This is a genomic window from Streptomyces sp. CA-251387 (assembly GCF_050936625.1).
Taxonomy (GTDB): domain Bacteria; phylum Actinomycetota; class Actinomycetes; order Streptomycetales; family Streptomycetaceae; genus Streptomyces.
This window is the reverse complement of sequence record NZ_JBNJMJ010000001.1, coordinates 1,613,429-1,637,978: the sequence shown is the minus strand read 5'-3', so window position 1 is coordinate 1,637,978 and position 24,550 is coordinate 1,613,429. Positions and strand designations below refer to the sequence as shown.

At 69.1% G+C, this 24,550-nt stretch carries 23 protein-coding genes and 2 pseudogenes; 21 read left to right on the top strand and 4 right to left on the bottom strand.

Annotated elements, in window-relative coordinates; genetic code table 11:
• Window positions 1-8 precede the first annotated feature (8 nt).
• A complete protein-coding gene (locus ACQEV2_RS07130) occupies window positions 9-1,238 on the bottom strand; it encodes a DUF349 domain-containing protein (RefSeq protein WP_433037728.1) in 1,230 nt (409 codons plus the stop codon).
• 135 nt (window positions 1,239-1,373) lie between these two features.
• Window positions 1,374-2,201 (bottom strand): peptidylprolyl isomerase, encoded by an 828-nt coding sequence (locus ACQEV2_RS07125; protein ID WP_433037726.1) that lies wholly within the window; start codon window positions 2,199-2,201, stop codon window positions 1,374-1,376.
• A 180-nt stretch (window positions 2,202-2,381) separates the two neighbouring features.
• Here ACQEV2_RS07125 and ACQEV2_RS07120 point away from each other — a divergent pair.
• From ACQEV2_RS07120 to mltG, 10 genes and pseudogenes are all read left to right on the top strand, one after another.
• Window positions 2,382-3,088: pseudogene (locus ACQEV2_RS07120) on the top strand (MBL fold metallo-hydrolase).
• Window positions 3,089-3,099: 11 nt separating this feature from the next.
• A pseudogene (hisS, locus tag ACQEV2_RS07115) lies at window positions 3,100-4,361 on the top strand (histidine--tRNA ligase).
• A 187-nt stretch (window positions 4,362-4,548) separates the two neighbouring features.
• Window positions 4,549-5,205, top strand: a complete 657-nt coding sequence (locus ACQEV2_RS07110) for a vitamin K epoxide reductase family protein (RefSeq protein ID WP_433037724.1) — start codon at window positions 4,549-4,551, stop codon at window positions 5,203-5,205.
• Between the two features lie 48 nt (window positions 5,206-5,253).
• On the top strand, window positions 5,254-6,609 hold the full coding sequence (locus ACQEV2_RS07105; RefSeq protein ID WP_433037722.1) for a replication-associated recombination protein A: 1,356 nt from the start codon (window positions 5,254-5,256) through the stop codon (window positions 6,607-6,609).
• 304 nt (window positions 6,610-6,913) lie between these two features.
• A complete protein-coding gene (gene rpsD / locus ACQEV2_RS07100) occupies window positions 6,914-7,528 on the top strand; it encodes a 30S ribosomal protein S4 (protein ID WP_433037720.1) in 615 nt (204 codons plus the stop codon).
• Between the two features lie 213 nt (window positions 7,529-7,741).
• Window positions 7,742-8,188, top strand: a complete 447-nt coding sequence (locus ACQEV2_RS07095) for a DUF948 domain-containing protein (protein WP_433054255.1) — start codon at window positions 7,742-7,744, stop codon at window positions 8,186-8,188.
• An 8-nt stretch (window positions 8,189-8,196) separates the two neighbouring features.
• Window positions 8,197-8,550, top strand: a complete 354-nt coding sequence (locus ACQEV2_RS07090; RefSeq protein WP_433037718.1) for a hypothetical protein — start codon at window positions 8,197-8,199, stop codon at window positions 8,548-8,550.
• The gene (alaS, locus tag ACQEV2_RS07085; protein WP_433037716.1) at window positions 8,550-11,222 is read left to right on the top strand and encodes an alanine--tRNA ligase; all 2,673 of its coding nucleotides are present in this window, start codon (window positions 8,550-8,552) and stop codon (window positions 11,220-11,222) included. Before ACQEV2_RS07090 ends, alaS begins: the two co-directional genes overlap by 1 nt.
• A 35-nt stretch (window positions 11,223-11,257) precedes the next feature.
• Window positions 11,258-11,722 carry a Holliday junction resolvase RuvX gene (gene ruvX / locus ACQEV2_RS07080; RefSeq protein ID WP_126399301.1) on the top strand — a complete coding sequence of 155 codons (465 nt, stop codon included), beginning with the start codon at window positions 11,258-11,260 and terminating at the stop codon, window positions 11,720-11,722.
• 124 nt (window positions 11,723-11,846) lie between these two features.
• On the top strand, window positions 11,847-13,577 hold the full coding sequence (gene mltG, locus ACQEV2_RS07075) for an endolytic transglycosylase MltG (protein ID WP_433037714.1): 1,731 nt from the start codon (window positions 11,847-11,849) through the stop codon (window positions 13,575-13,577).
• 90 nt (window positions 13,578-13,667) lie between these two features.
• Here the strand turns inward: mltG and ACQEV2_RS07070 are convergent, their stop codons facing one another.
• Window positions 13,668-14,072: a hypothetical protein gene (locus ACQEV2_RS07070; RefSeq protein WP_433037712.1), complete on the bottom strand. Its 405-nt coding sequence runs from the start codon at window positions 14,070-14,072 to the stop codon at window positions 13,668-13,670.
• Window positions 14,073-14,211: 139 nt separating this feature from the next.
• Between ACQEV2_RS07070 and ACQEV2_RS07065 the strand changes: the two genes are divergently transcribed.
• The 9 genes from ACQEV2_RS07065 (at window position 14,212) to nusB (ending at window position 21,913) form a co-directional block, all read left to right on the top strand.
• Window positions 14,212-15,060: a shikimate dehydrogenase gene (locus tag ACQEV2_RS07065; RefSeq protein WP_433037710.1), complete on the top strand. Its 849-nt coding sequence runs from the start codon at window positions 14,212-14,214 to the stop codon at window positions 15,058-15,060.
• A 73-nt stretch (window positions 15,061-15,133) separates the two neighbouring features.
• A complete protein-coding gene (locus ACQEV2_RS07060) occupies window positions 15,134-15,532 on the top strand; it encodes a hypothetical protein (protein ID WP_433037708.1) in 399 nt (132 codons plus the stop codon).
• Window positions 15,533-15,716: 184 nt separating this feature from the next.
• Window positions 15,717-16,901: a chorismate synthase gene (gene aroC / locus ACQEV2_RS07055; protein ID WP_433037706.1), complete on the top strand. Its 1,185-nt coding sequence runs from the start codon at window positions 15,717-15,719 to the stop codon at window positions 16,899-16,901.
• On the top strand, window positions 16,898-17,416 hold the full coding sequence (locus ACQEV2_RS07050; RefSeq protein ID WP_433037704.1) for a shikimate kinase: 519 nt from the start codon (window positions 16,898-16,900) through the stop codon (window positions 17,414-17,416). Before aroC ends, ACQEV2_RS07050 begins: the two co-directional genes overlap by 4 nt.
• Window positions 17,413-18,504, top strand: a complete 1,092-nt coding sequence (aroB, locus tag ACQEV2_RS07045) for a 3-dehydroquinate synthase (protein ID WP_433037702.1) — start codon at window positions 17,413-17,415, stop codon at window positions 18,502-18,504. Before ACQEV2_RS07050 ends, aroB begins: the two co-directional genes overlap by 4 nt.
• A gap of 168 nt (window positions 18,505-18,672) precedes the next feature.
• On the top strand, window positions 18,673-19,560 hold the full coding sequence (locus ACQEV2_RS07040; RefSeq protein ID WP_433037700.1) for a Pro-rich N-terminal domain-containing protein: 888 nt from the start codon (window positions 18,673-18,675) through the stop codon (window positions 19,558-19,560).
• Between the two features lie 191 nt (window positions 19,561-19,751).
• Window positions 19,752-20,858: a M24 family metallopeptidase gene (locus tag ACQEV2_RS07035; RefSeq protein WP_433037698.1), complete on the top strand. Its 1,107-nt coding sequence runs from the start codon at window positions 19,752-19,754 to the stop codon at window positions 20,856-20,858.
• Between the two features lie 51 nt (window positions 20,859-20,909).
• Complete coding sequence (efp, locus tag ACQEV2_RS07030; RefSeq protein WP_381026932.1) at window positions 20,910-21,476, top strand: elongation factor P; 567 nt, start codon at window positions 20,910-20,912, stop codon at window positions 21,474-21,476.
• 2 nt (window positions 21,477-21,478) lie between these two features.
• Window positions 21,479-21,913, top strand: a complete 435-nt coding sequence (nusB, locus tag ACQEV2_RS07025; RefSeq protein ID WP_433037696.1) for a transcription antitermination factor NusB — start codon at window positions 21,479-21,481, stop codon at window positions 21,911-21,913.
• Window positions 21,914-22,089: 176 nt separating this feature from the next.
• Here the strand turns inward: nusB and bldD are convergent, their stop codons facing one another.
• Complete coding sequence (bldD, locus tag ACQEV2_RS07020; RefSeq protein WP_004002691.1) at window positions 22,090-22,593, bottom strand: transcriptional regulator BldD; 504 nt, start codon at window positions 22,591-22,593, stop codon at window positions 22,090-22,092.
• Between the two features lie 252 nt (window positions 22,594-22,845).
• Between bldD and pyrR the strand changes: the two genes are divergently transcribed.
• Together pyrR and ACQEV2_RS07010 are read left to right on the top strand one after the other, a co-directional pair.
• On the top strand, window positions 22,846-23,415 hold the full coding sequence (gene pyrR / locus ACQEV2_RS07015; RefSeq protein WP_433037694.1) for a bifunctional pyr operon transcriptional regulator/uracil phosphoribosyltransferase PyrR: 570 nt from the start codon (window positions 22,846-22,848) through the stop codon (window positions 23,413-23,415).
• A gap of 152 nt (window positions 23,416-23,567) precedes the next feature.
• On the top strand, window positions 23,568-24,545 hold the full coding sequence (locus ACQEV2_RS07010; RefSeq protein ID WP_433037692.1) for an aspartate carbamoyltransferase catalytic subunit: 978 nt from the start codon (window positions 23,568-23,570) through the stop codon (window positions 24,543-24,545).
• Window positions 24,546-24,550: the final 5 nt, after the last annotated feature.

The following is a 24,550-nucleotide window of genomic DNA, read 5'->3' as shown; positions in this document are numbered from 1 at the left end:
GGCAGCCCTTAGCCGCCGAACTCCTGCAGGCCCTTCAGCGCCTGGTCCAGCAGCGCCTGGCGGCCCTCCAGCTCACGCTCCAGCTTGTCGGCCTTGGCGTTGTTGCCCTGGGCGCGCGCCTGCTCGATCTGGCCCTTCAGCTTGTCCACGGCGGCCTGGAGCTGACCGGTCAGACCCTCGGCACGCGCGCGTGCCTCCGGGTTGGTCCGGCGCCACTCGGTCTCCTCGGCCTCCTGGAGGGCCCGCTCCACGGCGTGCATCCGGCCCTCGACCTTCGGGCGGGCGTCGCGCGGCACATGGCCGATGGCCTCCCAGCGCTCGTTGATCGAGCGGAAGGCGGCCCGCGCTGCCTTCAGGTCGCCGATCGGCAGGAGCTTCTCGGCCTCCTCGGCCAGCTCCTCCTTCAGCTTCAGGTTCTCGGCCTGCTCGGCGTCGCGCTCGGCGAAGACCGAGCTGCGGGCGGCGAAGAAGATGTCCTGGGCGCCGCGGAAGCGGTTCCACAGGTCGTCCTCGTGCTCGCGCTGGGCGCGGCCGGCGGCCTTCCACTCCGACATCAGCTCGCGGTAGCGCGCCGCCGTCGGACCCCAGTCGGTCGAACCGGAGAGCGACTCGGCCTCGGCGACCAGCCGCTCCTTGGCCTTGCGGGCCTCCTCGCGCTGCGCGTCCAGCTGCGCGAAGTGCGCCTTGCGGCGCTTGGAGAACGCCGACCGGGCGTGCGAGAAGCGGTGCCACAGCTCGTCGTCCGACTTGCGGTCCAGGCGCGGCAGACCCTTCCAGGTGTCCACCAGGGACCGCAGCCGCTCACCGGCGGCCCGCCACTGGTCGGACTGCGCCAGCTCCTCGGCCTCGACGACCAGAGCCTCCTTGGCGTGGCGCGCCTCGTCCGACTGCTTCGCCCGCTGCGCCTTGCGCTCCTCGCGGCGCTTCTCGACGGTCTCGACCAGCTTGTCCAGACGGGTCCGCAGGGCGTCCAGGTCACCGACCGCGTGGTGGGCGTCGACCTGCTCACGGATGTGGTCGATCGCGGCCTGGGCGTCCTTCGCCGACAGGTCGGTGGTCTTCACTCGCTTCTCGAGGAGGCCGATCTCGACAACCAGGCCCTCGTACTTGCGCTCGAAGTAGGCCAACGCTTCCTCAGGGGAGCCGGCCTGCCAGGAACCGACGACCTGCTCGCCGTCGGCCGTACGCACGTACACGGTCCCCGTCTCGTCGACGCGGCCCCACGGGTCGCTGCTCACAGCGCCTCCTCCACATGATGCCTGCGAGGGGCTTGTGTTCCCCCGGGCATCGTCCACAGTTTCGTCACGGCCAACATAGGCGACCGGCGGGTTGCCTGTCCGCATCCCGCGCGACCGAAATTTCCCAGCTGGGGGTCAGGATTTGGTGACCGTCGCCTTGTTGATCACGACCGTCGCGTTGGGTGCGGTGTTCTGGGTCGTGGGGTCGGCAGGCTGGGCCCCGGCGTCCGCAATCTTCTTGAGTACCTTCATGCCGGATTCGGAAACGGTACCGAACGGTGTGTAGCTCGGGGGAAGCTGACTGTCCTGGTAGACCAGGAAGAACTGGCTGCCGCCGGTGTTCTTCTGCCCGGTGTTCGCCATCGCGACGGTGCCCGCGGGGTAGACGTTGCCCTTGAGGCTTTTGTCCTTCAGGTTCTCGTCGGGGATGGTGTACCCGGGACCGCCGGTGCCGGTGCCCGTCGGGTCGCCGCACTGCAGCACATAGATCTGGTTGTCGGTCAGCCGGTGGCACTTGGAGTGGTCGAAGTAGCCCTTCCCGGCGAGGAAGTTGAACGAGTTGACGGTGTGCGGCGCGGCCGACGTCTTGAGCGCGATGTCTATGTCACCGCATGTCGTCGCCAGCTTCATCGTGTATTTCGCCGACTTGTCGATGGTCATCTCCGGCTCCTTCTTCCAGGTAGCCGTCTTGACCTTGCCCGCGGCGGGTTTCTCGCACGGGTCGGGGGCCTTGCTGGTCGCGCTGGGCGTGACCTCCGCGTTCGCGTTCGTCTTGCTGTCGTCGTCGCCCTTGAGGACCCCGGTCGTGTACAGCGCGAGGCTGCCGATGATGACCACCGCGAGCGCCGACGCGATCGCCGCGTTGCGCGTGCGCGCCTTGCGCCGGGCGGCCGTGCGCCGCTGCTGCTGCCGCAAGAACTTCTCCCGGGCGAGCTGACGCCGCCGCTGTTCCTGGCTGACCACCGGGTTCTCTCCTCATGCGTCGTATGTGTCGACCGGTACGCGTGCGTCCAATGAGCCGATCGCCTGCGTGTGCCCCGTACCGTATATGGGTTCGCTGAGGAATCGGCAGCGCCGGTAGGCTCTGACGACAGGCGGAGCCCGCCGACAACCCACCTGTGTCGACACAAACGAAGGACGATCGTGCTCATTGCCGGGTTCCCCGCCGGGGCCTGGGGGACGAACTGTTATCTCGTCGCCCCCGCCGCCGGTGAGGAGTGCGTGATCATCGACCCGGGCCACGAGGCGGCCCCAGGAGTCGAGGAAGCGCTGAAGAAGCATCGGCTCAAGCCCGTCGCCGTCGTCCTCACCCACGGCCACCTCGATCACGTGGCCTCGGTCGTCCCGGTGTGCGGGGCGCACGACGTACCGGCCTGGATCCACCCGAGGACCGGTACATGATGAGCGACCCCGAGAAGGCGCTCGGCCGTTCCATCGGGATGCCGCTGATGGGCGAGCTGACCATCGGGGAGCCGGACGACGTCAAGGAGCTGACCGACGGCTCGAAGCTGGAGCTGGCCGGCCTGGAGCTGGCGGTCGCGCACGCGCCGGGCCATACCAAGGGGTCGGTGACCTTCGGCCTGCCCGAGGCGGCGGACATCCCGCCGATCCTGTTCTCGGGCGACCTGCTGTTCGCCGGCTCCATCGGACGCACCGACCTGCCCGGCGGTGACATGGCCGAGATCCTCGACTCGCTGGCTCGCGTGTGCCTGCCGCTCGACGACTCGACCGTGGTGCTGTCCGGCCACGGCCCCCAGACGACCATCGGCCAGGAGCGCGCCACCAACCCGTATCTGCGGCAGGTGGCCGCCGGCCTGGGAGCCCAGGAGGCTCCCCGACGAGGAATGTGACGAGACCTTCCGTGAGCACCTTCAAGGCCCCAAGGGCACGTACGACCTGATCCCGCCGGACTCCGCCAAGTACCTGGCCGTCCGTGAGGCGATCGCGGCTCCGCTGCGCAACTCCGGCTACGGCTACATCGAGACGCCCGGCTTCGAGAGCGTCGAACTCTTCGCGCGCGGCGTGGGCGAGTCGACCGACATCGTGACCAAGGAGATGTACGCCTTCGAGACCAAGGGCGGCGACAAGCTCGCCCTGCGCCCCGAGGGCACGGCCTCGGTCCTGCGCGCGGCGCTGGAGGCCAACCTCCACAAGGCGGGCAACCTCCCGGTCAAGCTCTGGTACTCCGGCTCCTACTACCGCTACGAGCGCCCGCAGAAGGGCCGCTACAGGCACTTCTCCCAGGTCGGCGCCGAGGCGATCGGCGCCGAGGACCCGGCGCTGGACGCCGAGTTGATCATCCTGGCCGACCAGGCCTACCGTTCGCTGGGCCTGAGCAACTTCCGGATCCTGCTGAACAGCCTGGGCGACAAGGAGTGCCGCCCGGTCTACCGGGCCGCGCTGCAGGACTTCCTGCGCGGCCTGGACATCGACGAGGACACGCGCCGTCGCGCCGAGATCAACCCGCTCCGCGTCCTGGACGACAAGCGCGAGTCGGTCCAGAAGCAGCTCGGAGACGCCCCGCTCCTGCGTGACTACCTCTGCGACGCCTGCAAGGCGTACCACGAGGAGGTCCGCGAGCTGATCACGGCGGCGGGCGTCTCCTTCGAGGACGACCCGAAGCTGGTGCGCGGCCTGGACTACTACACGCGCACGACCTTCGAGTTCGTCCACGACGGTCTGGGCTCCCAGTCCGCGGTGGGCGGCGGCGGCCGTTACGACGGCCTGTCCGAGATGATCGGCGGCCCCGCGCTGCCGTCCGTCGGCTGGGCCCTCGGCGTCGACCGCACCGTCCTGGCCCTGGAGGCGGAGGGCGTGGAGCTCGAACTCCTGGCGTCCACCAGCGTGTTCGCGGTGCCGCTCGGCGAGGAGGCCCGCCGGGTCCTGTTCGCCAAGGTCACCGAGCTGCGCAAGGTCGGCATCGCGGCGGACTTCTCCTACGGCGGCAAGGGCCTCAAGGGCGCCATGAAGAACGCCAACCGCAGCGGCGCCCGCTACACGATCGTCGCCGGCGAACGCGACCTCGCCGAAGGCGTCGTCCAGCTCAAGGACATGGAGTCCGGCGAGCAGGCGGCCGTCGGCGTCAACGAGATCGTGGCGGAGCTGGAAGCCCGATTGGGCTGAATTCCGGAAAGGAGGGGGACCCTGCCGGGTTCCCCTCCTTTGCTGTTCCGAGGGTGTCCTGAACCGAGCGCCTCCGCGTGATCGCGCGTATTTCCTTATGCCCAGTGAACGGCGGGCACGCGGGCGTGTACGGCACAATGTGCCGTGCCCGGAGAAGGTCCAACTCTCAAGTGACGGAATCGGCGTGATGAGCAAGACGACAGTCAAAGACGTCTCCACCGAACCCGAGCCGGAGCGTGCCGAGGCCGCGCCCGGTTCGGTGGGCGGCAGCCGTGCGTTCGCCCTGATGCTGGTGATCACCGGCGCGGCGGGGCTTCTTGCTGCGTGGGTCATCACGATCGACAAGTTCAAGATCCTCGAGGCCAAGGTCGAGGGCAAGACCTTCACGCCCGGCTGCAGTCTCAACCCGATCGTCTCCTGCGGCAGCATCATGGAGAGCAAGCAGGCGTCCGTCTTCGGGTTCCCCAACCCCATGCTGGGCCTCGTCTGCTACGGCATCGTCATCTGCGTCGGCATGAGCCTGCTCGCCCGCGCCCGCTTCCCGCGCTGGTACTGGCTGACCTTCAACGCCGGCACGCTCTTCGGTGTCGTCTTCTGCACGTGGCTGATGTTCCAGTCGCTGTACCGCATCAACGCGCTGTGCCTGTGGTGCTCGCTCGCCTGGGCCGCGACGATCACGATGTTCTGGTACCTGACCTCGTTCAACGTCCGTAACGGTTTCCTGCCCGCCCCGCGTCCGCTGAAGAACTTCCTCGCCGAGTTCACCTGGGTGCTTCCGGTGACGCACTGCGGCGTCATCGTCATGCTGATCCTCACCCGCTGGGGCAGCCAGCTCTGGGCCTGACGACCCGCTCCGACGTCGATGTCAGTGCGGTGATTTAGGGTTTCCAACGTGGAGCCCGACCTGTTCACCGCCGCCGCAGAAGAACGCCAGGAGAAGGACCCCGCGGGGAGCCCCCTGGCGGTGCGCATGCGCCCGCGCACCCTGGACGAGGTCGTGGGCCAGCAGCACCTGCTGAAGCCGGGCTCACCCCTGCGCCGACTGGTCGGCGAGGGAGCCAAGGGCCCGGCGGGGCCGTCGTCGGTGATCCTCTGGGGCCCGCCCGGCACCGGCAAGACCACCCTGGCGTACGTCGTCTCCAAGGCCACCAACAAGCGCTTCGTCGAGCTGTCCGCCATCACCGCCGGGGTGAAGGAGGTCCGCGCGGTCATCGACGGCGCCCGCCGCGCCACCGGCGGTTTCGGCAAGGAGACCGTCCTCTTCCTCGACGAGATCCACCGCTTCAGCAAGGCCCAGCAGGACTCCCTCCTCCCGGCAGTGGAGAACCGCTGGGTGACCCTGATCGCGGCGACCACCGAGAACCCGTACTTCTCGGTCATCTCCCCCCTGCTGTCCCGCTCCCTCCTCCTCACCCTCGAACCCCTCACCGACGACGACCTGCGCGGCCTCCTCAAGCGCGCCCTCACCGACGAGCGAGGTCTGGGCGGCTCCGTCACCCTCCCCGAGGACACCGAGGCCCACCTGCTGCGTATCGCCGGCGGCGACGCCCGCCGCGCACTGACCGCCCTGGAGGCCGCCGCCGGGGCCGCGCTCGACAAGGGCGAGTCGCAGATCGCTCTGCAGACGCTGGAGGAGACGGTCGACCGGGCCGCCGTGAAGTACGACCGCGACGGCGACCAGCACTACGACGTCGCCAGCGCCCTCATCAAGTCCATCCGGGGCTCCGACGTCGACGCCGCCCTGCACTACCTGGCCCGCATGATCGAGGCCGGCGAGGACCCCCGCTTCATCGCCCGCCGCCTGATGATCTCCGCCAGCGAGGACATCGGCCTCGCCGACCCCAACGCGCTGCCCATAGCCGTCGCCGCTGCCCAGGCGGTCGCCATGATCGGCTTCCCGGAGGCCGCCCTCACCCTCAGCCACGCCACCATCGCCCTCGCTCTTGCCCCCAAGTCGAACTCCGCCACGACCGCGATCGGCGCCGCCCTGGACGACGTACGCAAAGGGCTGGCCGGTCCGGTGCCGGCCCACTTGCGCGACAGCCACTACAAGGGCGCGACCAAACTCGGGCACGGGCAGGGATACACGTATCCGCACGACCTGCCGGAAGGCATCGCCGCCCAGCAGTACGCCCCGGACGCCCTCAAGGACCGCGAGTACTACACCCCGACCCGGCACGGCGCCGAGGCGCGGTACGCGGACGCCGTGGAATGGACCAGGAAACACCTGGGTCGCAGGCGGTCTTGAGCAGCCTGTAGACTCGCTCGAAGTGCTGAGTCCCGTGTCCGGCTCCGGTCGGCGCCTCAGGCGGGACAACCAGCCGGATCTTTTGATCCAGGAGCGTCGCGCACCGTCGTAGGTGTCGCGGGCAGCCCACCACCACCCGGGATCCCGGGACCGGTCGGTGGGCCGTTCGTGTGCTGCACGTATGTGCCCAGACCAGGGGAGCGGCTGCCTGACAAGTCCACTCGCGGACCTGTCGGGGATTCCCCGGCTGCGGATTGCGACCTCCCGTAACCCTGAGGCAGCCGATACAGGAAAAGGAAAAGAAGTGGCGAACCAGTCCCGCCCCAAGGTCAAGAAGTCGCGTGCCCTCGGTATCGCGCTGACCCCGAAGGCCGTCAAGTACTTCGAGGCCCGTCCCTACCCGCCGGGTGAGCACGGCCGTGGCCGCAAGCAGAACTCGGACTACAAGGTCCGTCTGCTGGAGAAGCAGCGTCTGCGCGCGCAGTACGACATCTCCGAGCGCCAGCTGGTCCGCGCCTACGAGCGCGCGTCCAAGGTTCAGGGCAAGACCGGTGAGGCCCTGATCGTGGAGCTCGAGCGCCGTCTCGACGCCCTGGTCCTGCGTTCGGGCATCGCCCGCACCATCTACCAGGCCCGTCAGATGGTCGTTCACGGCCACATCGAGGTCAACGGCCAGAAGGTCGACAAGCCGTCCTTCCGCGTCAAGCCGGACGACGTCGTGATGGTCCGCGAGCGCAGCCGCGAGAAGACCCTCTTCTCGATCGCCCGCGAGGGTGGCTTCGCCCCCGAGGGTGAGACCCCGCGCTACCTCCAGGTGAACCTCAAGGCCCTGGCGTTCCGCCTGGACCGTGAGCCGAACCGCAAGGAGATCCCGGTGATCTGCGACGAGCAGCTCGTCGTCGAGTACTACGCCCGTTGATCCTTCAGCGGTCGTAGGACTTCTGCGCCTGAAGCCCGTCGTCTCCCCGCCCTGCCGGGCGGAGAGGCGGCGGGCTTTCGCATGCCGGTGGAACTCCGCTCCGCGCAGGCGGTAATCCGGTGCGGAGCGGCGTCCCCGGCGCGATAGGCTCGGTGCACGACTTTTTCGATGTAGACCGATGTAGAGGCACGTTTCAGGGAGCGGGTGCACACAGTGTCCGGTGGAGAGGTTGCCGGGATCCTGGTGGCCGTCTTCTGGGCGATCCTGGTCTCCTTCCTCGCCGTCGCCCTGGCGAGGCTGGCCCAGACGCTCAAGGCGACCACCAAGCTCGTAGCGGACGTGACCGACCAGGCCGTCCCGCTCCTGGCAGAGGCCTCCACGGCGGTGCGCTCCGCCCAGACCCAGATCGACCGGGTCGACGCGATCGCCTCCGACGTCCAGGAGGTCACGTCGAACGCCTCCGCGCTGTCGACCACCGTCGCCTCCACCTTCGGCGGCCCCCTGGTCAAGGTCGCGGCCTTCGGCTACGGCGTGCGCCGGGCCCTCGGCGGCCGCAAGGACGACGTGCCCGCCAAGGCACCCCGGCGTACCGTGATCGTGGGCCGTACGGTTCCGGCCGCGCGACGGGGCAAGCGAAACCTCCGCGGAAAGAGGGACTGAGAGCCAGCATGTTCCGCCGTACGTTCTGGTTCAGCACTGGCGTCGCCGCCGGTGTGTGGGCCACCACCAAGGTCAACCGGAAGCTGAAGCAGCTGACCCCCGAGAGCCTCGCCGCGAGTGCGGCGAACAAGGCGATCGAGGCCGGTCACCGGCTGAAGGACCGCGCGGTGGGCTTCGCCCTCGACGTCCGCGACCACATGGCCCAGCGGGAGGAAGAGCTGGGGGAGGCGCTGGGCATCAACGCGGACCCCGAACTCCCCGCACCCCGGCGGTACGCCGCCATCGAGAACCGCAACAACCCGAAGTACGTCGAGGGCTCGACGTACCAGACGCACTCGTACAACCGGAATGAGGACCACTGATGGAGTCGGCCGAGATTCGCCGCCGCTGGCTGAGCTTCTTCGAGGAGCGCGGGCACACCGTCGTCCCTTCGGCGTCGCTCATCGCGGACGACCCGACTCTGCTCCTCGTCCCGGCCGGCATGGTGCCCTTCAAGCCGTACTTCCTGGGTGAGGTCAAGCCGCCCTACCCGCGCGCCACCAGCGTGCAGAAGTGCGTGCGCACGCCCGACATCGAAGAGGTCGGCAAGACCACGCGGCACGGCACGTTCTTCCAGATGTGCGGCAACTTCTCCTTCGGCGACTACTTCAAGGAAGGCGCCATCAAGCTGGCCTGGGAGCTGCTCACCAGCCCCCAGGACAAGGGCGGTTACGGCCTCGACCCCGAGCGTCTGTGGATCACCGTCTACAAGGACGACGACGAGGCCGAGCGCATCTGGCACGAGGTCGTCGGTGTGCCCATGGAGCGCATCCAGCGCCTGGGCATGAAGGACAACTTCTGGTCCATGGGCGTCCCGGGCCCGTGCGGCCCCTGTTCCGAGATCAACTACGACCGCGGTCCGGAGTTCGGCGTCGAGGGCGGCCCCGCCGTCAACGACGAGCGGTACGTGGAGATCTGGAACCTCGTCTTCATGCAGTACGAGCGTGGCCAGGGCACCGGTAAGGACAACTTCGAGATCCTCGGCGACCTCCCGAGCAAGAACATCGACACGGGCCTCGGCCTGGAGCGACTCGCCATGATTCTGCAGGGCGTGCAGAACATGTACGAGATCGACACATCCATGGCCGTCATCAAGAAGGCCACCGAGCTGACCGGTGTCGCCTACGGCGACGCCCACGCCTCGGACGTCTCCCTGCGCGTGGTCACCGACCACATGCGTACGGCCACCATGCTCATCGGCGACGGCGTCACCCCCGGCAACGAGGGCCGTGGCTATGTCCTGCGCCGCATCATGCGCCGCGCCATCCGCAACATGCGCCTGCTCGGCGCCACCGGTCCGGTCGTCAAGGACCTCATCGACGTCGTCATCGGCATGATGGGCCAGCAGTACCCCGAGCTCGTCACCGACCGCGAGCGCATCGAGAAGGTCGCCCTCGCCGAGGAGAACGCCTTCCTCAAGACGCTCAAGGCCGGCACCAACATCCTCGACACCGCCGTCAGCGACACCAAGGCCGCCGGCTCCACCGTGCTGCCGGGCGACAAGGCGTTCCTGCTCCACGACACCTGGGGCTTCCCCATCGACCTCACCCTCGAGATGGCCGCCGAGCAGGGGCTGTCCGTGGACGAGGACGGCTTCCGCCGCCTGATGAAGGAGCAGCGGGAGCGCGCCAAGGCCGACGCCCAGGCCAAGAAGACCGGCCATGCCGGCGCCGGTGCCTACCGTGAGATCGCCGACAAGGTCGGCGAGACCGACTTCATCGGCTACACCGACACCGAGGGCGAGTCGACCATCGTCGGCATCCTCGTCGACGGCGCGTCCTCCCCGGCCGCCACCGAGGGCGACGAGGTCGAGATCGTCCTCGACCGCACCCCGTTCTACGCCGAGGGCGGCGGCCAGATCGGCGACACCGGCCGCATCAAGGTCGACTCCGGTGCCGTCATCGAGATCCGCGACTGCCAGAAGCCGGTGCCGGGCGTGTACGTCCACAAGGGCGTCGTCCAGGTCGGCGAGGTGACGGTCGGCGCCAAGGCGCACGCCTCCATCGACGACCGCCGCCGCAAGGCCATCGCCCGCGCTCACTCGGCCACGCACCTCACCCACCAGGCGCTGCGCGACGCCCTCGGCCCGACGGCCGCCCAGGCCGGTTCCGAGAACCAGCCCGGCCGCTTCCGCTTCGACTTCGGCTCCCCCTCCGCCGTTCCCACGGCCGTGATGACCGACGTCGAGCAGAAGATCAACGAGGTCCTCGCCCGCGACCTCGACGTCCGCGCCGACGTCATGGGCATCGACGAGGCCAAGAAGCAGGGCGCCATCGCCGAGTTCGGCGAGAAGTACGGCGAGCGCGTGCGCGTCGTGACCATCGGCGACTTCTCCAAGGAGCTGTGCGGCGGCACCCACGTGCCCAACACCGCCCAGCTGGGCCTGGTCAAGCTGCTCGGCGAGTCGTCGATCGGCTCGGGCGTGCGCCGTATCGAGGCCCTCGTCGGTGTCGACGCCTACAACTTCCTCGCCCGCGAGCACACGGTCGTCAACCAGCTGACCGAGCTGCTCAAGGGCCGCCCGGAGGAGCTGCCGGAGAAGGTCTCCTCGATGCTCGGCAAGCTGAAGGACGCCGAGAAGGAGATCGAGAAGTTCCGCGCCGAGAAGGTGCTGCAGGCCGCGGCCGGGCTCGCCGAGTCCGCCAAGGACGTCCGTGGCATCGCCGTCGTCACCGGCCGGGTCCCGGACGGTACGACCCCCGACGACCTGCGCAAGCTCGTCCTCGACGTGCGCGGCCGCATTCAGGGCGGGCGCGCTGCCGTGGTCGCCCTCTTCACGGTCAACAACGGCAAGCCGCTCACGGTCATCGCCACCAACGAGGCCGCCCGCGAGCGCGGTCTCAAGGCCGGTGACCTGGTCCGTACGGCCGCCAAGACCCTCGGCGGCGGCGGTGGCGGCAAGCCGGACGTCGCCCAGGGCGGCGGACAGAACCCGGCCGCGATCGGCGAGGCCGTCGAGGCTGTCGAGCGGCTCGTGACGGAAACGGCCAAGTGAGCTCCGACACACAGGAAAGCGGCGACGGCCGGGGCATGCGCCGCGGCCGCCGCCTCGCGATCGACGTCGGCGACGCCCGTATCGGCGTCGCCTCGTGCGACCCCGACGGGATCCTCGCGACCCCGGTGGAGACGGTCCCGGGCCGCGACATCCCGGCAGCTCACCGCCGCCTCAAGCAACTCGTCGAGGAGTACGAGCCGATCGAGGTCGTCGTAGGTCTCCCTCGCTCCCTCAAGGGGGGCGAGGGCCCGGCCGCGGTCAAGGTCAGGGGCTTCGCCCAGGAACTGGCCCGCATGATCGCGCCCGTACCGGTCAGGCTCGTGGATGAGCGGATGACGACCGTGACGGCCAGTCAGGGACTGCGCGCCTCGGGCGTGAAGTCGAAGAAGGGCCGGTCGGTGATCGACCAGGCAGCCGCTGTGATCATCTTGCAGCAGGCGCTGGAATCCGAACGGGTGTCAGGTAAAGCTCCCGGCGAGAGCGTCGAAGTGGTTATCTGATCGCGATACGGTAACGTTCCGCGCGATGCGCCGGTATTCGAACAGCCGGGGCACAAAGAGAGGCGGGACGGTAGCCGGATCTTCAGCAGCCGCGTGACCGCCGCCTCGCGGCTCTAGGGGATCGATGACTGAGTATGGCCGGGGCCCAGGCTCCGAACCGTGGCATCCCGAGGACCCGTTGTTCGGGGACGGCGGATGGGAAGGGCAGCAGGCCGATGCCGGCCAACAGCCTGCCTACGGCGGCCAGCCGCAGCACTATCCGCAGCAGCCGCAGCAGCCACAGCACTACGGCGACTGGGGCAACGGCCAGCAGGCCGCATACGGTCAGGCGCAGCAGCAGTACCCGCAGCAGGGTCAGGGGCAGCAGCAGTACCCGCAGCAGGGGCAGCAGCAGTACCCGCAGCAGTACGACCAGCAGCAGTACGGGGGCCAAGGGCAGCAGTCGTACGACAACAACGGCTGGGGGACCGGCAACCACGCGCACGTTCAGTACCCGGACCCGGCGGACCCCTACGGGCAGCAGGCCGCGGCGTACGGCGGTGGGCAGCCCGACTACTACGGCACGCCCGACGCCTATCCGCCGCCGGAGCCGCCGAGCCGGCGGCAGGCCGAGCCGGAGCCACCTCAGACCGACTGGGATCCCGGGCCTGACCAGGGCGAACACGCATTCTTCGCCGGAGGTGGCGAGGATGACGACGACTCCGACGACGCGTCGGGGCAGGGCCGAGGGCGCGGCGACCGGCGGGGCCGGGGCGGCAAGCCCAAGAAGCGCCGCAGCGGATGCGCCTGTCTGGTGGTCGCGTTGGTGTTCGCCGGGGGCGTCGGCGGCGTCGGATATTTCGGATACCAGTTTTACCAGGATCGTTTCGGCGCGGCGCCGGACTTCGCCGGCGAAGGCACCAGCGAGACGGTGACCGTCGAGATCCCCAAGGGCGCGCTCGGTTCCGAGATCGGCCAGCGGCTGAAGGCGGCGGGCGTCGTCAAGAGCGTCGACGCCTTTGTCGCCGCTCAGCAGGACAATCCCAACGGCGGCAAGATCCAGGCGGGCGCTTACTTGCTGAAGAAGCAGATGTCCGCCGCGAGCGCCGTCGAGATGATGCTCGACCCCAAGAGTCAGAACAACGTGCTGGTCAAGCCCGGCGAGCGTAACTCGGCTGTCTACAAGGCCATCGACGAGAAGCTCGAATTGTCGTCCGGCACCACCAAGAAGATCGCCAAGGAAAAATACGAGAGCCTCGGACTTCCGAGCTGGGCGAACGACAACAGCGAGATCAAGGATCCGCTGGAGGGATTCCTCTACCCGGGCACCTATCCCGCCGCCAAGGGCATGAAGCCCGAGGCGGTCCTGAAGGAAATGGTGACCCAGGCAGCGAACAAATACGAGGCGCTCGACGTGGCGGCCAAGGCCAAGGCGTTCAATCTGGACAGCCCGCTGCAGGTCATCACGGTCGCCAGCCTCGTCCAGGCCGAGGGTAAGTACAAGCGGGACTTCGAAAAGATCGCAACTGTTGTATACAATCGCCTGAAGCCGAACAATACCGAGACCTACGGTCTGCTTGATTTCGATTCCACGGTCAACTACGCCAAGGATGAGAGTACTCTCGACACGGGCGCTGTCGATAATCTTCGGCAGTTCGATGACCCTTACAACACGTACAAGGTCAAGGGGCTGCCTCCCGGACCGATCGGCAACCCTGGAACCGAGGCGATCAACGCTACGCTCAAGCCGGCCAAGGGTAATTGGTACTACTTCGTCTCCGTGAACGCGGACAAGACCCTTTTCGCTGAGACGAACGAAGAGCACGAGAGGAATCGCAGTCTCTACGAGCAGGAGCAGAGAAAGAACTCGGGGTAATGAGTGGCCCGGGCTCGTCGGGCCAGCCCGCGCAAATCGATGCCTCCGACCAAGAACCTTGGTCGGAGGCATCGACTGCTAAGTTACTGCCTATGCGATCGTGGAGACCCACTCGCCATAAGCGTGATCGTTTCTGCCGGATCCATCAGAGGCCATAAACGTGCGAATATTGACCTCGCTGTTCTCGACGAAATCAAAGTTCCAGTCTTTGCTGGTGCCTGATCCCTGAGCGTTGCACCTGATGAAGAGATCCCTCTTTCCGGTGGAAACCGGTTTGGCGTAGAACTGCACGCAGACGGTTTCCCCGTCCTTCTTCTGGTCGTCTACGCCGATGTAATCACCGTAGGTAGAAAAATAAGCTCGCCCATTGTCGCTGTACGAGCCCGCCGGGTAAGCCCAGATTATGGTGTCGATTTCTTTCGCCTGGGCTGTTGAAGCAAAGCCGGCGGCTAGGGCAGCTGCAATAATGGGTGCGGTGATGCGACGCTTCAGCAATTTTTCCCCGTTTCTTTGTATAGCGCGCCAATCACTTTATGTTCTGCTGCAAGGTGAGTCAAGTGGTTTTGTGTCCGGGTGACGCTGCAGAATGGCGCCGATTTGACAAGTTTGTACACTTGTTAGGAAAGTCTTCTTGATGGTGAAAGGAAGGTGGCTGTTGAATAGTCAATGTCGGGCCGCAGTGATGGGCAAGCCCATCGCCCACTCCCTCTCCCCGGTGCTGCATCGCGCCGCCTACGAGGAACTGAAGCTCACGGGCTGGACGTACGACCGGTTCGAGGTCGACGAGGCCGCCTTGCCCGAGTTCCTGAAGGAACTCGGGCCCGAGTGGGCGGGGTTGTCGCTGACCATGCCGCTCAAGCGGGCCGTCATTCCGCTGCTCGACGAGATCAGCGAGACGGCGGCCTCGGTCGAGGCGGTCAATACGGTCGTCTTCACCGAGGACGGCCGCCGCGTCGGTGACAACACCGACATCCCCGGGATGGTCGCCGCGCTCCGGGAGCGCGGCATCGAACAGGTCGACTCGGCGGCCATCCTCGGCGCCGGCGCCACCGCGTCCTCCGCGCTGGCCGCGCTCGCACGCATCTGCACCGGCGAGGTCGTGGCGTACGTACGCAGCGAGGCGCGTGCCGCGGAGATGCGGCAATGGGGCGAGCGACTCGACGTCGAGGTGCGGACGGCTGACTGGGCCGACGCGGACCGGGCGCTGCACGCGCCGCTGGTGATCGCGACCACCCCGGCCGGTACGACCGACGCCCTCGCCACCGCCGTACCGGAGCGCCCCGCCACCCTGTTCGATGTGCTCTACGACCCTTGGCCGACCGCTCTCGCGGCCCGCTGGTCCATGTTCGGCGGAGCCGTCGTCAGCGGCCTCGACCTGCTGGTGCACCAGGCGGTGCTGCAGGTGGAGCAGATGACCGGCCGTGCCCCGGCGCCCCTGGACGCCATGCGAAAAGCGGGAGAGCGCGCTCTCGCGGCCCGCTAGGATCCGCTGAGTTCCGCAGGGGCGGAGCGAGGTTCCGCAGGGGGCGGAGAAAGACAGAGGGGGAGCACCAACCGTGTCCACTGGTGTGCCGATGGCGTCCGGCAAGAGCGAGATATTCGAGGTCATTCTGCAGTTCATGCCGGACTGGGTGCAGATCCCTGTGCTCGTGCTGATCGTGCTCCTCGTCGTCGGGTCGTGGGTCTTCAAGCTGAAGCGCAAGATCGCCCAGCGGCGCGCGCGGCGTCAGGGCCCGGCCGTCCAGGCGGCGGCACAGACCGGGCAGGGCCGGGGCGCCGACTACCTGGGGCCGTACGCTCCCCAGCAGCAGGCGCAGCAGCCGAGCGGTGCCGACTTCCTCGGTGCCTACGCCCCTGAGCAGGCGCAGGCTGCGCAGGCGGGCGCTCAGGGCAGCGGCGCCGACTACCTCGGCTCGTACGCCCCGCCACAGCGGCAGGGCAACGGCCCCGCGTGATCGCTTCCGGCGCCCGGCACCGTCCATCGGCTGTCCGCTTGGTGGACCGACGGCCGGGGAGCGTCGGCGGACGTGGGAGGATCGGAGATGGCGGGCCGGGGCCGCGCACTTGGTCACGCCGTCGCCGTACGCGAGGACGAGCGTACGCAGGGCAGTACCAGGGCGCGAGCATCGAGGAGCATCGTTGAGCAGGTTGCGCTGGCTGACCGCGGGGGAGTCCCATGGCCCCGCACTCGTCGCGACGCTGGAGGGCCTTCCCGCCGGCGTGCCGATCACCACGGAGATGGTGGCGGACCACCTGGCCCGGCGCCGCCTCGGTTATGGACGCGGTGCGCGCATGAAGTTCGAGCGTGACGAGGTCACGTTCATCGGCGGAGTGCGGCATGGCCTGACCCTGGGTTCCCCGGTCGCGATCATGGTGGGGAACACCGAGTGGCCCAAGTGGGAGCAGGTCATGGCGGCCGACCCGGTCGACCCGGAGATCCTCGCCGGCCTCGCCCGCAACGCTCCCTTGACCCGGCCGCGCCCCGGTCACGCCGACCTGGCCGGTATGCAGAAGTACGGCTTCGACGAGGCCCGTCCGATCCTGGAGCGCGCCTCCGCGCGTGAGACTGCGGCGCGGGTGGCGCTGGGTGCGGTGGCCCGGTCGTACCTGAAGGAGACGACCGGGATCGAGATCGTCAGCCACGTCGTGGAGCTGGCTGCGGCGAAGGCCCCGAAGGGCGTGTACCCAACGCCGGCCGACGTCGAGAAGCTGGACGCCGACCCCGTGCGCTGCCTGGATGCCGACGCGTCGAAGGCGATGGTCGCGGAGATCGACCAGGCCCACAAGGACGGCGACACCCTCGGTGGCGTCGTGGAGATCCTGGCGTACGGCGTACCGGTGGGCCTGGGCTCGCACGTGCACTGGGACCGCAAGCTGGACGCCCGCCTCGCCGGTGCGCTGATGGGCATCCAGGCGATCAAGGGCGTCGAGATCGGCGACGGCTTCGAGCTGGCCCGCGTGCCCGGGTCCAAGGCGCACGACGAGATCGTGAAGACCGACGAGGGCATCCGGCGTACGTCGGGCCGCTCGGGCGGCACCGAGGGCGGCCTGACCACCGGTGAGCTGCTGCGGGTGCGGGCGGCGATGAAGCCGATCGCGACCGTGCCGCGCGCCCTGCAGACCGTGGACGTGACCACGGGTGAGGCGACGCAGGCGCACCACCAGCGCTCGGACGTGTCCGCGGTGCCGGCGGCCGGCATCGTCGCCGAGGCCATGGTGGCGCTCGTCCTCGCGGATGCGGTGGCGGAGAAGTTCGGCGGCGACAGCGTGGCCGAGACCCGCCGCAACGTGACCTCGTACCTCGACAACCTCGCCATCCGATGAGCACAGCGCCTGTGGTTGTGCTGGTCGGGCCGATGGGCGTCGGCAAGTCCACCGTCGGGCGGCTGCTGGCCGAGCGGCTCGGGGTCGGTTACCGGGACACCGACGACGACATCGTCGCCGCCGAGGGCCGGACCATCGCGGAGATCTTCGTCGACGAGGGCGAGCCCGCCTTCCGGGCCATCGAGAAGCAGGCCGTCCACCGGGCGCTGGCCGAGCACGACGGCGTCCTGGCGCTGGGCGGCGGCTCGATCCTGGACGCGGACACGCGCGCGTTGCTCGCCGGAGAGCGGGTCGTCTACCTCTCGATGGACGTCGAGGAGGCCGTCAAGCGCACGGGCCTGAACGCCGCCCGCCCGCTGCTCGCGGTCAACCCGCGCAAGCAGTGGCGCGAGCTGATGGAGGCCCGCCGTCACCTGTACGAAGACGTCGCCACGGCCGTCGTGGCCACCGACGGCCGTACCCCCGAAGAAGTGACCCAAGCCGCCCTGGACGCACTGGAGTTGAAGGACGCATGACTGAGGCAGTGACGCGGATCCAGGTCGGCGGCACCGCGGGAACCGACCCGTACGAGGTCCTGGTGGGCCGTCAACTCCTCGGTGAGCTGGGCGGGTTGATCGGCACCAAGGCCAAGCGCGTCGCCGTGATCCATCCCGAGGCGCTGGCCGAGACGGGCGAGGCGCTCCGTGCCGACCTGGCCGGGCAGGACTACGAGGCGGTCGCCATCCAGGTGCCGAACGCCGAAGAGGCCAAGACCGCCGAGGTGGCCGCCTACTGCTGGAAGGCGCTGGGCCAGTCCGGGTTCACCCGCAGCGACGTCATCGTCGGCGTCGGCGGCGGAGCGACCACGGACCTGGCCGGGTTCGTGGCCGCCACCTGGCTGCGCGGGGTGCGCTGGATCGCGGTCCCGACCACCGTGCTGGCCATGGTGGACGCCGCGGTGGGCGGCAAGACCGGCATCAACACCGCCGAGGGCAAGAACCTCGTCGGCGCCTTCCACCCCCCGGCCGGCGTCCTGTGCGACCTGGCCGCGCTGGAGTCGCTGCCGGTCAACGACTACGTGTCCGGCCTCGCGGAGATCATCAAGGCCGGTTTCATCGCCGACCCGGCGATCCTGGAGCTGATCGAAGCCGACCCCGAGGCTGCCCGTACCCCGGCGGGTCCGCACACCGCCGAGCTGATCGAACGGTCCATCCGGGTCAAGGCCGAGGTCGTCTCGTCGGACCTGAAGGAGTCGGGTCTGCGGGAGATCCTCAACTACGGCCACACGCTCGGTCACGCCATCGAGAAGAACGAGCGCTACAAGTGGCGGCACGGTGCCGCGGTCTCGGTGGGCATGCACTTCGCCGCCGAACTCGGCCGTCTCGCCGGGCGGTTGGACGACGCGACGGCCGACCGCCACCGCACGATCCTCGAATCGGTCGGCCTACCGCTGCACTACCGCTACGACCAGTGGCCCAAGCTGCTGGAGACCATGAAGGTCGACAAGAAGTCCCGCGGCGACCTGCTCCGCTTCATCGTCCTGGACGGCCTGGCCAAGCCGACCGTCCTGGAGGGACCGGACCCGGCCGTGCTCCTCGCCGCCTACGGCGAGGTCGGCCAGTAAGTCCGCCGAACCACCCTTCCGTCCGATTCGCCTGTGGCGATGGGCACTTCAGACCGCCACCGGCCGTTCACCAAACGGCGGCCGGTGGCGGTACCGTTCGGTAGCGAGGCGGGTTCGTGCCCGCTGCCAGCGCCAATGGCCATGGAAGACGAGACGGAGTGGCACCGGATGCAGCACGCAGTGGGTTCTCCGCTGCCGCCGCCCCACCAGTCGGGGCACGGCTGGTCACCGGCCGCACACCACCCGGGCGCGCCCCAGGGCCCCGCACCGCATGCAGGCCCTGCCCCGCATCCGGGCCCCGCCCCGCACCAGGGATCCACCCCCGTGCCCCCTCCGCCCCCGGCGCCGGGCTTCACACCCCCCGGCCCGGTCCCGCACACGCCCCACCACGTCCCGGCCCCGCCGGCGCCCGAGACCACGGGCCACGTACAACTGCCACCCGGCGGCCCCGTCGCCATGCCGAGCACCCCGCCCGCCACGGCGGCCCCCGACCCGACGACCACGACCCTCGCGGTGCTGCTCATCGGACCGGCGGGCGCCGGCAAGACGAGCGTCGCCAAGTACTGGGCTGACCACCGCCGCGTCCCCACGGCCCACATCAGCCTCGACGACGTCCGCGAATGGGTCCGCTCGGGTTTCGCCGACCCCCAGTCCGGCTGGAACGACAACTCCGAGGCCCAGTACCGCCTCGCCCGCCGCACCTGCGGCTTCGCCGCCCGCAACTTCCTGGCCAACGGCATCTCGTGCATCCTCGACGACGCGGTCTTCCCCGACCGCCCGGTGGTCGGCCTCGGCGGCTGGAAGCGCCACGTGGGCCCCGGCCTGCTCCCGGTGGTCCTCCTCCCGGGCCTGGAGATAGTCCTGGAGCGCAACGCCGAACGCACGGGCAACCGCCGCCTCACCGACGAGGAGGTCGCCCGCATCCACGGCCGCATGGCGGGCTGGTACGGCTCGGGCCTCCCGATCATCGACAACTCCCAGCTCGACGTCCCCCAGACGGCCCAGGTCCTGGACGACGTACTGGCACGCTCGATCGCAAGCCCACCGAAGTGGTAGCCAAGGTGAGTGGACGTCCCTGAGGGGTGCGGGGAACTGCGCGACCAACCCCCACCGGCCCGCAGACGGCTGACAACATCCGGTGGCACCCCCTCCTCCGAACGGCACATCCACAAGCCGCGCAATCCGGACACCGCCCACTCAGACGCCCTCAACCGGCGCCAAACCGGCGGAGCTCCTACGCTCGTGTCATGTCAGAGGTACACGCCGCTCGCCGATCACGGCTACGGGAGCAGTGCAACGCGGCCGGCAACGCGGCAGCGGTCGTCTCCCGTCCCGCCAACGTCCGCTACCTCGCGGGCGCTGCTCCGCAGGGCGCCGTACTGCTCCTGGGCAAGAGCGAGGACCTGCTGGTCTGCTCCGGCCCGCTGGAGGACCGGCCGACCGAGGGCCGCCCCGACGAGGCGCTGCGGATCCACACCCTCTCCGGCGCCGGAGGCGATCCCGCCGTCGCCGCCGCCGGCCTCGCGGCAGCGCAGGGCGGGGACTCCCTGGCCGTGGAGGAGCACCACCTCACCGTGGCCCGCCACCGAGCCATCCGCTCGGTCGTCCCGCGACTGCGCCTCGCCGACCTCGGCGGAGCCGTGGAGCAGCTCAGAGTGGTCAAGGACGAGGAGGAGATCTCCTGCCTCAGGATCGGGGCCGAGATCGCCGATCAGGCACTCGGGGAGCTCCTCGAATCCATCCTCGTCGGCCGTACCGAGCGCCACCTCGCCCTTGAACTCGAACGCCGCCTGGTCGATCACGGCGCCGACGGCCCGGCCTTCCCCACCTCCGTCGCCACCGGCCCGAACGCCGGCCGGCGCGCCCACCGGCCCACGGACCGCCGGGTCGAGGAGGGCGACTTCCTCTCCGTCTGCCTGGGCGCGACGTACCGCGGCTACCGGTGCGAGATCGGCCGGACCTTCGTCATCGGCACGTCCCCCGCCGACTGGCAGATCGAGTTGTACGACCTCGTCTTCGCCGCTCAGCGGGCCGGACGGGAGTCCCTGGCACCCGGCGCCGCCTACCGCGACGTGGACCGCGCCGCACGTCAGGTGCTGGATTCCGCCGGGTACCACGAGGGCCTGCCGCCCCTCACCGGCCACGGTGTCGGGCTCGAAATCGACGAGGACCCGCAATTGGCTCCCGCGGCCATGGGTAAACTGGACGCTTGTGTGCCGGTCACCGTCGAACCGGGGGTCCACCTCCCGGGCCGGGGCGGCGTCCGGATCGATGACACGCTCGTCGTCCGCCCCGAGGCGGACGGCGGACCCGAGCTACTCACCATCACGACCAAGGAGCTGCTCGCCCTGTAGGCAGGTGCGTGCCCCGGGGTCGTCCACGTCAGTCCAGGAGATTCCGCAACCGTGGCTTCCACGAACGACCTCAAGAACGGCATGGTGCTCAAGCTCGAAGGCGGCCAGCTCTGGTCCGTCGTCGAGTTCCAGCACGTCAAGCCCGGCAAGGGCCCGGCCTTCGTGCGCACCAAGCTCAAGAACGTGCTCTCCGGGAAGGTCGTCGACAAGACCTTCAACGCCGGCGTCAAGGTCGAGACGGCCACCGTCGACAAGCGCGACATGCAGTTCTCCTACATGGACGGCGAGTACTTCGTCTTCATGGACATGGAGACCTACGACCAGCTCCACATCGACCGCAAGACGGTCGCCGACGCCGCCAACTTCCTCGTCGAGGGCTTCACGGCCACCGTGGCCCAGCACGAGGGCGAGGTGCTCTTCGTCGAGCTGCCCGCCGCCGTCGAGCTGACCATCGCCGAGACCGAGCCGGGCGTCCAGGGCGACCGCTCCACCGGTGGCACCAAGCCCGCCACTCTGGAGACCGGTCACCAGATCCAGGTCCCGCTCTTCATCACCACCGGTGAGAAGATCAAGGTCGACACCCGTACCAGCGACTACCTCGGCCGGGTGAACAGCTAACCGTGGCTGCCCGCAACACGGCCCGCAAGCGCGCCTTCCAGATCCTCTTCGAGGGCGACCAGCGCGGCGCCGACGTCCTGACGGTCCTCGCGGACTGGATCCGGCTCTCCCGGGACGACACCCGGCAGCCGCCGGTGAGCGAGTACACGATGCAGCTGGTCGAGGGCTATGCGCAGCGGGCGAAGCGCATCGACGAGCTGATCGCGCAGTACTCGGTCGGCTGGACGCTCGACCGGATGCCCGTCGTGGACCGCAACATCCTGCGCCTCGGCGCGTACGAACTGATCTGGGTCGACGAGACCCCGGACGCGGTCGTGCTCGACGAGATGGTGCAGCTGGCGAAGGAGTTCTCCACGGACGAATCGCCCTCGTTCGTGAACGGCCTCCTCGGCCGGCTCAAGGACCTGAAGCCCTCGCTGCGCCGAGAGGAAGCGTAAGGGCTTTCGAAGACGCCGGAGGGCCCGCAGCATCGCCGCTGCGGGCCCTCCGGCGTCTCTTTGTACGCCCGGGCCCCTCAAGGCCCGCAGAAAGCCGCCGGGGTGGCCGGAACCGCAAAGTTCCGGCCACCCCGGCGGCACGTTTCTGCTGACTGGGTCCAACCCGTGTGAAGTGCTCAGCTCTCCTCGGCGTGGGAGACCGCGCGACGCGCGTCCGCGTCCAGCACACCCCAGCTGATCAGCTGCTCGGTGAGGACCGACGGCGACTGGTCATAGATGACGGCGAGTGTGCGCAGGTCGTCCTGGCGGATCGAGAGCACCTTGCCGTTGTAGTCACCGCGCTGCGACTGGATCGTCGCGGCGTACCGCTGCAGCGGCCCCGCCTTCTCGGCCGGCACGTGGGCCAGCCGCTCCAGGTCCAGGACCAGCTTCGGCGGCGGCTCGGCGGCACCGCCCGGCGTGGTGCCCGGCAGCAGCTCCTGCACCGGAACGCCGTAGAAATCCGCCAGCTCGGCGAGGCGCTGCACGGTCACGGCGCGGTCGCCGCGCTCGTACGAACCGACCACGACGGCCTTCCAGCGTCCCTGGGACTTCTCCTCGACACCGTGAAGGGAAAGGCCCTGCTGGGTGCGGATGGCCCGGAGCTTGGCCCCGAGCTGTTTGGCGTATTCGCTGGACATATAGCTCCCCGGCACTGGGTCGACGGCCTGGTGTGGGTTCCATGCCGCGCGGTTGGTAACTCACTGTGAGGTTACGCAGCGTTACTCTGGCGCGTCAAGCCGAATGGTCCACACCGACGCTTCCGTGCCGGCGGTGGCTGATTGGGCCAAGGGGGTGAACGGTGCCGCGCCGCGGGCCTGCTACGGTGGATGGCGCAAACCAGACGTCCTTTAAGGTCCGTCCCGTGAGGCGGAGAAGGAGGTCCCTTTCGTATGGACAGGCAGCAGGACACGCAAGCGTCCGATGCCCGGCCCGTTCTCGAAGGCCCTGACATCGCGCGGGTATTGACCCGCATCGCCCACGAGATCGTCGAGCGCGCCAAGGGCGCCGACGACGTCGTGCTCCTCGGCATTCCCACCCGCGGCGTCTTCCTCGCCCAGCGGCTCGCCACCAAGCTCGAGCAGATCACCGAGCGCAAGATCCCGGTCGGCTCGCTCGACATCACCATGTACCGCGACGACCTGCGCATGCATCCGCCGCGTGCGCTGGCCCGCACCGACATCCCCGGTGACGGCATCGACGGCCGCCTCGTCGTCCTCGTCGACGACGTCCTCTTCTCCGGCCGCACCATCCGTGCCGCCCTCGACGCCCTGAACGACATCGGTCGTCCGCGCGCGGTCCAGCTCGCGGTCCTCGTCGACCGCGGCCACCGCGAACTGCCCATCCGCGCCGACTACGTCGGCAAGAACCTCCCCACGTCGCTGCGGGAGACGGTCAAGGTCCAGCTCGCCGAGGAGGACGGTCGCGACACCGTGCTGCTCGGTGCGAAGCAGCCCCAGTAGCACGCGGAAGGCGTACGGCGCTGCCGTACGCCCGCTCGGTGCGCCGCCGTGCGCGCGTGCCGGATGTGCCTTCCGGGGCCGTGACACAAGCGGCTACCGCCGCGGGCCCCAGACCCCGATCCCGACCTGAACTGCCTTACGGAGCCTGACAGATGCAGCGTCATCTCATCTCGGCCGCCGACCTCACCCGCGACGACGCCGTCCTGATCCTCGACACCGCCGAGGAGATGGCCCGGGTCGCCGACCGGCCGATCAAGAAGCTGCCGACCCTGCGCGGCCGCACCGTCGTGAACCTCTTCTTCGAGGACTCCACACGCACGCGTATCTCCTTCGAGGCCGCCGAGAAGCGGCTGTCCGCGGATGTGATCAACTTCTCCGCCAAGGGGTCGAGCGTGTCCAAGGGCGAGTCCCTGAAGGACACCGCCCAGACCCTGGAGGCCATGGGCGTCGACGCCGTGGTCATCCGGCACGGCGCCTCCGGAGCCCCGTACCGCCTGGCCAACTCCGGCTGGATCGACGCCGCCGTCATCAACGCGGGCGACGGCACCCACCAGCATCCCACCCAGGCCCTGCTGGACGCCTTCACGATGCGCCGTCGCCTGGTCGGCCGGGACGCCGGGATAGGGCAGGACCTGGCCGGCAAGCGCATCACGATCGTCGGCGACGTCCTGCACAGCCGCGTGGCCCGGTCCAACGTCGACCTGCTGCACACCCTCGGCGCCGAGGTCACCCTGGTCGCCCCGCCGACCCTGGTGCCGGTCGGCGTCGAGACCTGGCCCTGCGAGGTGTCGTACGACCTCGACAGCACCCTTCCGAAGTCCGACGCGGTGATGATGCTGCGCGTCCAGCGCGAGCGCATGAACGCCGCGTTCTTCCCCACCGAGCGCGAGTACTCGCGGCGCTACGGCCTCGACGGCGACCGCATGGCGCGCATGCCCGAGCACGCCATCGTCATGCACCCCGGTCCGATGGTCCGCGGCATGGAGATCACCGCCGAGGTCGCCGACTCGGAGCGCTGCACCGCCATCGAGCAGGTCGCAAACGGAGTCTCCATCCGGATGGCCGTTCTGTACCTGCTGCTCGGTGGAAACGAGCCCGCCGTCACCCACACCCGTACCGAGGAGAAGTAAGACCG